Genomic DNA, 6,248 nt, shown 5'->3' on the forward strand with positions numbered 1-6,248 from the left:
ATGAAGATCAAGAAGGGCGACCTGGTCCAGGTCATCACCGGTAAGGACAAGGGCAAGCAGGGCAAGGTCATCGCGGCCTTCCCCCGCGAGGACCGCGTCCTGGTCGAGGGTGTCAACCGGGTCAAGAAGCACACCAAGGCCGGACAGACCGCTCGTGGGTCGAAGACCGGCGGCATTGTGACGACCGAGGCCCCGATCCACGTGAGCAACGTTCAGCTCGTGGTGGAGAAGGACGGCAACAAGGTCGTCACCCGCGTCGGGTTCCGCTTCGACGACGACGGCAACAAGATCCGCGTTGCCAAGCGGACCGGTGAGGACATCTGATGACTGCCACCACCAGTGCACCGCGTCTCAAGACGCGCTACCGCGAAGAGATCCAGGGCAAGCTGCAGGAGCAGTTCTCGTACGGGAACGTCATGCAGATCCCCGGCCTCACCAAGGTCGTGGTCAACATGGGTGTGGGCGACGCCGCCCGCGACTCCAAGCTGATCGAGGGCGCCATCCGCGACCTCACCACGATCACCGGCCAGAAGCCGGCCGTCACCAAGGCCCGTAAGTCCATCGCGCAGTTCAAGCTGCGCGAGGGCCAGCCGATCGGTGCCCACGTCACCCTCCGCGGTGACCGTATGTGGGAGTTCCTGGACCGCCTGGTGTCGCTCGCGCTGCCGCGTATCCGCGACTTCCGCGGTCTGTCGCCGAAGCAGTTCGACGGCCGGGGCAACTACACCTTCGGTCTCACGGAGCAGGTCATGTTCCACGAGATCGACCAGGACAAGATCGACCGTGTCCGGGGTATGGACATCACCGTGGTGACCACGGCGACCAATGACGAAGAGGGCCGGGCCCTGCTGCGTCACCTCGGCTTCCCGTTCAAGGAGGCGTGAGCCGTGGCGAAGAAGGCTCTCATTGCGAAGGCCGCCCGCAAGCCCAAGTTCGGCGTGCGTGGATACACCCGCTGCCAGCGCTGCGGCCGTCCGCACTCCGTGTACCGCAAGTTCGGCCTGTGCCGCGTGTGCCTTCGTGAGATGGCTCACCGTGGCGAGCTGCCGGGCGTGACCAAGAGCTCCTGGTAACCAGCCCACCCGTCTCCCACCACCGCCCTCAAAGGGCGCCCTGGCGGGCGAAGATGGAATTTTGGGCTGGTTCCGGAGGCTCTCGGTAAGCATTGGATGGCGAGACCCGCCCTTTCACTCCCGTAAGGTGGAAGGGTTGGGTTCTCGTCGCCCAGAATTGTCTTACTACGCCGAAGGTCCCCGCGCCACACCCGTGCCCACCCCGAGTGGGTGAGAGGGATGGTGCAGATAGGAAACCCCGGCGAGAGAGGCCGAAGGCCAAACATGACCATGACCGATCCGATCGCAGACATGCTGACCCGTCTGCGGAACGCGAACTCGGCTTATCACGACGACGTCGTGATGCCCCACAGCAAGATCAAGTCGCACATCGCGGAGATCCTCCAGCAGGAGGGCTACATCACCGGCTGGAAGGTCGAGGACGCCGAGGTTGGCAAGAACCTCACCCTCGAGCTGAAGTTCGGTCCGAACCGTGAGCGCTCGATCGCGGGCATCAAGCGGATCTCGAAGCCGGGCCTGCGGGTCTACGCAAAGTCCACCAACCTGCCGAAGGTGCTCGGCGGCCTGGGCGTGGCGATCATCTCCACGTCGCACGGGCTCCTCACCGACAAGCAGGCCGGCAAGAAGGGCGTGGGTGGGGAAGTCCTCGCCTACGTCTGGTAACCAGGGAACGGAGGAAGCACATGTCGCGTATTGGCAAGCTGCCCATCCAGGTTCCCGCTGGTGTGGACGTCACTATCGATGGCCGCACGGTCGCCGTGAAGGGTCCCAAGGGCTCCCTCTCGCACACCGTCGCCGCGCCCATCGAGGTCGCCAAGGGTGAGGACAACACTCTCGTTGTCACCCGCCCGAACGACGAGCGTCAGAACAAGGCCCTGCACGGCCTGTCCCGCACGCTGGTGGCGAACATGATCACCGGCGTGACCCAGGGCTACAGCAAGGCGCTCGAGATCAGCGGTGTTGGCTACCGCGTCCTGGCGAAGGGCTCCAACCTGGAGTTCTCGCTCGGCTACAGCCACCCGATCCTGGTCGAGGCCCCCGAGGGCATCACCTTCAAGGTGGAGTCCGCGACCAAGCTGAGCGTCGAGGGCATCGACAAGCAGCGGGTCGGCGAGGTCGCCGCGAACATTCGCAAGCTTCGCAAGCCCGACCCCTACAAGGCCAAGGGCGTGAAGTATGCGGGCGAGGTCATCCGCCGCAAGGTCGGAAAGGCTGGTAAGTAAGCCATGACATACGGTGTGAAGATCGCTAAGGGCAACGCGCGCAAGGCCGCTGCCATCAAGCGCCGTCACATCCGCGTCCGCAAGCGGATCTCCGGTACGCCGGAGCGTCCCCGCCTCGTGGTGACGCGGTCCAACCGCCACATGGTGGCCCAGGTCATCGACGACATCGCGGGCCACACGCTCGCCTCGGCGTCGACTCTGGACACCTCCATCCGTGGTGGCGAGAGTGACAAGAGCGACCAGGCCAAGCAGGTCGGCGCGCTGGTGGCCGAGCGGGCGAAGGCCGCGGGTGTCGAGGCCGTCGTGTTCGACCGCGGTGGCAACCAGTACGCCGGGCGCATCGCCGCTCTGGCGGACGCCGCCCGCGAAGCCGGGCTGAAGTTCTAAGCCCCGGTTCCGGAGCTAGCGGACGTAACAGAGAGAGGTAAAACCAATGGCTGGACCCCAGCGTCGCGGTGGCGGCGCCGGTGGCGGCGAGCGGCGGGACCGGAAGGACCGGCGGGACGGTGGCGCAGCTGCCGAGAAGACCGCCTACGTCGAGCGCGTTGTCGCGATCAACCGCGTCGCCAAGGTTGTGAAGGGTGGTCGTCGCTTCAGCTTCACCGCGCTGGTCGTGGTGGGCGATGGTGACGGCACCGTCGGTGTCGGTTACGGCAAGGCCAAGGAGGTGCCGGCCGCGATCGCCAAGGGCGTGGAGGAGGCCAAGAAGCACTTCTTCAAGGTCCCCCGGATCGCCGGCACCATTCCGCACCCGATCCAGGGTGAGGAGGCCGCGGGTGTCGTACTGCTCAAGCCGGCGTCCCCCGGTACCGGTGTGATCGCCGGTGGCCCGGTGCGCGCCGTTCTGGAGTGCGCGGGCATCCACGACGTGCTGAGCAAGTCGCTCGGCTCGTCGAACCCGATCAACATCGTGCACGCCACGCGCGCCGCTCTGCAGGGCCTTCAGCGGCCCGAGGAGATCGCGGCCCGTCGTGGTCTGCCGCTCGAGGACGTCGCCCCCGCCGCTCTGCTGCGGGCGCGTGCCGGGGTGGGTGTGTGAGCATGGCCCGCCTCAAGATCACGCAGACGAAGTCGTACATCGGCAGCAAGCAGAACCACCGCGACACCCTGCGTTCGCTCGGGCTGAAGAAGCTCGGCGACGTGGTTGTCAAGGAGGACCGCCCCGAGTTCCGCGGCATGGCGACCACCGTGCGGCACCTCGTGACGGTCGAGGAGGTCGACTGACATGGCGGAGAACAACCCGCTGAAGGTCCACAACCTCCGGCCCGCCCCGGGCGCCAAGACCGCCAAGACCCGTGTGGGTCGTGGTGAGGCGTCCAAGGGTAAGACCGCTGGTCGTGGTACCAAGGGCACGAAGGCCCGTTACCAGGTTCCGGAGCGCTTCGAGGGTGGGCAGATGCCCCTCCACATGCGGCTCCCGAAGCTGAAGGGCTTCAAGAACCCCTTCCGCACCGAGTACCAGGTCGTGAACCTGGACAAGCTGGCCGCGCTCTACCCGCAGGGTGGCGAGGTCACGGTGGCCGACCTGGTCGCCAAGGGTGCGGTGCGCAAGAACCAGCTCGTCAAGGTGCTGGGCTCCGGTGAGGTCTCCGTGGCGCTCCAGGTGACGGTCGACGCCGTCTCCGGTTCCGCCAAGGAGAAGATCACCGGTGCGGGCGGCACCGTCACCGAGCTCGTCTGAGCAACGTGCGAAACTGGCCGGGGATGCCCCAAATACGGGGCATCCCCGGTTGGTCGTTCCTAGGGGGGCCAGGTCGCCGGTAAGGTGGCGTGCGCTGTTACCTTCCGCGCGGTACGTCTTCGTGCGGTCCTGGCTGATATGTATTCGTCGATCCTCAAGACCGTCACCTCTCGCGCATGCACGCGGGGGGCGCAGGAGGCACCGTGCTCACCGCGTTCGCCCGGGCGTTCAAGACGCCCGACCTGCGCAAGAAGCTGCTGTTCACGCTGGCCATCATCGTGCTCTTCAGGCTCGGGCAACACGTCCCGATCCCGGGCATCGATTATAAGAATGTCCAGACGTGCATGGACTTGGCCAAGGGCCAGCAGGGGCTGTTCGGCCTGGTCAACATGTTCAGTGGTGGCGCACTGCTCCAGATCACCATCTTCGCGCTCGGGATCATGCCGTACATCACGGCGAGCATCATCCTGCAGCTGCTGACCGTGGTGATTCCGCGTCTGGAGGCCCTCAAGAAGGAGGGCCAGACCGGGCAGGCGAAGATCACGCAGTACACCCGATACCTCACCGTCGCGCTGGCGATTCTCCAGGGCACTGGCCTGGTCGCCACGGCGCGCAGCGGTTCTCTGTTCCAGAGCTGCCCGGTCGGCAATCAGATCGTCCGGGACGATTCGATCTTCACCACCGCCGTGATGGTCATCACGATGACGGCGGGCACCGCGCTGATCATGTGGCTCGGTGAGCTCGTCACCGACCGCGGCATCGGCAACGGCATGTCGATCCTGATGTTCGTCTCGATCGCCGCCGGTTTCCCCAGCGCCATGTGGAGCATCAAGCAGCAGGGCAAGATCATGGGCGGCTGGCTGGAGTTCGGCCTGGTGATCCTCTGTGGTCTGGCCATGGTCGGCCTGGTGGTCTTCGTCGAGCAGGCGCAGCGCCGCATCCCGGTGCAGTACGCCAAGCGGATGATCGGCCGCCGCTCCTACGGCGGCACGTCGACCTACATCCCGATGAAGGTGAACCAGGCGGGCGTGATCCCCGTGATCTTCGCCTCGTCCCTGCTCTACATTCCGGCGCTGATCGTTCAGTTCAGCCAGTCCAAGGCGGGCTGGGCGAACTGGATCTCGCAGAACCTGGTCAAGGGCGACCACCCGATCTACATCGCCTCGTACTTCCTGCTGATCGTCTTCTTCGCGTTCTTCTACGTCGCCATCAGCTTCAACCCCGAAGAAGTTGCCGACAACATGAAGAAGTATGGTGGGTTCATCCCGGGTATTCGGGCTGGTCGTCCCACTGCTGAGTATCTGAGCTACGTGCTGAACCGCATCACGTGGCCCGGTGCGCTCTATCTGGGTCTGATCGCCCTCGTGCCCACGGTGGCGCTGGTGACGCTCAATGCCAATCAGAACTTCCCGTTCGGTGGCACGAGCATCCTGATCATCGTGGGTGTCGGCCTGGAGACCGTGAAGCAGATCGAGAGCCAGCTTCAGCAGCGACACTACGAAGGGTTCCTCCGCTGATGCGAATCGTCCTCGTCGGGCCTCCTGGAGCCGGTAAGGGTACGCAAGCGACGTACCTCGCCGAGAACCTGTCGATCCCGCACATCTCCACGGGCGACCTCTTCCGCGCGAACATCAGCCAGGGCACACCGCTCGGCAAGCAGGCGCAGGAGTACATGCGGGCCGGTCAGCTGGTACCGGACGAGGTCACGGTCGGCATGGCCGAGGACCGGATGGGCCAGCCGGACGCCGCGGGCGGCTTTCTGCTCGACGGCTTCCCGCGCAATGTGGCCCAGGCCGAGGCGCTGGACGCCTACCTGCGGGCCAACGAGCTGACGCTCGACGCGGTGCTGGACCTGGAGGTCCCGGAGGACGAGGTGGTCAAGCGCATCGCCGGCCGCCGGACCTGCCGCAACGACAGCGCGCACACCTTCCACGTCGAGTACAAGCAGCCCAAGACCGAGGGCGTGTGCGACGTGTGCGGCGGCGAGCTGTACCAGCGCGAGGACGACAGCGAGGAAACCGTCCGCAAGCGCCTTGAGGTCTACCACCGCGAGACCGAGCCGATCATCGACTACTACAAGGCCAAGGGCCAGGTCGTGACGATCCCGGCGCTCGGCAAGGTGTCCGAGGTGACCCAGCGCGCCATGGGCGCGCTGGCGGCCAAGGCCGCCTAGGCCGCGAGGACCGGAGTACGGCCGTGGGGGGGGGGGGGGGGGGGAAGAGGGGGGGGGGGGGGGGGGGGGGGGGGGGGAGAGGAACAAAGAGGGAGGGA

Annotated in this window: 11 protein-coding genes; all 11 read left to right on the top strand. The window is 65.9% G+C overall.

Going from position 1 to position 6,248, the window contains the following annotated elements; all coding sequences use genetic code 11:
- The 11 genes from rplX (at position 1) to ACZ59A_RS08205 (ending at position 6,150) form a co-directional block, all read left to right on the top strand.
- Positions 1-324 (top strand): 50S ribosomal protein L24, encoded by a 324-nt coding sequence (gene rplX / locus ACZ59A_RS08155; RefSeq protein WP_468049111.1) that lies wholly within the window; start codon positions 1-3, stop codon positions 322-324.
- A complete protein-coding gene (gene rplE / locus ACZ59A_RS08160; RefSeq protein ID WP_123108480.1) occupies positions 324-884 on the top strand; it encodes a 50S ribosomal protein L5 in 561 nt (186 codons plus the stop codon). The genes rplX and rplE overlap by 1 nt, the downstream gene beginning before the upstream one ends.
- Before the next feature lie 3 nt (positions 885-887).
- Entirely contained in the window at positions 888-1,073 is a 186-nt protein-coding gene (locus ACZ59A_RS08165) for a type Z 30S ribosomal protein S14 (protein ID WP_003948630.1), read from the top strand.
- Between the two features lie 264 nt (positions 1,074-1,337).
- Entirely contained in the window at positions 1,338-1,736 is a 399-nt protein-coding gene (gene rpsH, locus ACZ59A_RS08170; protein WP_385440561.1) for a 30S ribosomal protein S8, read from the top strand.
- 20 nt (positions 1,737-1,756) lie between these two features.
- Positions 1,757-2,296: a 50S ribosomal protein L6 gene (gene rplF, locus ACZ59A_RS08175; RefSeq protein ID WP_468049109.1), complete on the top strand. Its 540-nt coding sequence runs from the start codon at positions 1,757-1,759 to the stop codon at positions 2,294-2,296.
- 3 nt (positions 2,297-2,299) lie between these two features.
- On the top strand, positions 2,300-2,683 hold the full coding sequence (gene rplR, locus ACZ59A_RS08180) for a 50S ribosomal protein L18 (RefSeq protein ID WP_385440556.1): 384 nt from the start codon (positions 2,300-2,302) through the stop codon (positions 2,681-2,683).
- A gap of 46 nt (positions 2,684-2,729) precedes the next feature.
- Positions 2,730-3,335, top strand: a complete 606-nt coding sequence (gene rpsE, locus ACZ59A_RS08185) for a 30S ribosomal protein S5 (RefSeq protein WP_009715867.1) — start codon at positions 2,730-2,732, stop codon at positions 3,333-3,335.
- Between the two features lie 2 nt (positions 3,336-3,337).
- On the top strand, positions 3,338-3,520 hold the full coding sequence (gene rpmD, locus ACZ59A_RS08190; RefSeq protein WP_009715866.1) for a 50S ribosomal protein L30: 183 nt from the start codon (positions 3,338-3,340) through the stop codon (positions 3,518-3,520).
- 1 nt (position 3,521) lies between these two features.
- Positions 3,522-3,977 (top strand): 50S ribosomal protein L15, encoded by a 456-nt coding sequence (gene rplO, locus ACZ59A_RS08195; protein ID WP_014054179.1) that lies wholly within the window; start codon positions 3,522-3,524, stop codon positions 3,975-3,977.
- A gap of 203 nt (positions 3,978-4,180) precedes the next feature.
- Positions 4,181-5,494, top strand: a complete 1,314-nt coding sequence (gene secY, locus ACZ59A_RS08200; RefSeq protein WP_468049106.1) for a preprotein translocase subunit SecY — start codon at positions 4,181-4,183, stop codon at positions 5,492-5,494.
- Entirely contained in the window at positions 5,494-6,150 is a 657-nt protein-coding gene (locus ACZ59A_RS08205; protein ID WP_468049104.1) for an adenylate kinase, read from the top strand. Before secY ends, ACZ59A_RS08205 begins: the two co-directional genes overlap by 1 nt.
- Positions 6,151-6,248: the final 98 nt, after the last annotated feature.

It is taken from the genome of Streptomyces sp. NPDC040405, assembly GCF_055595765.1.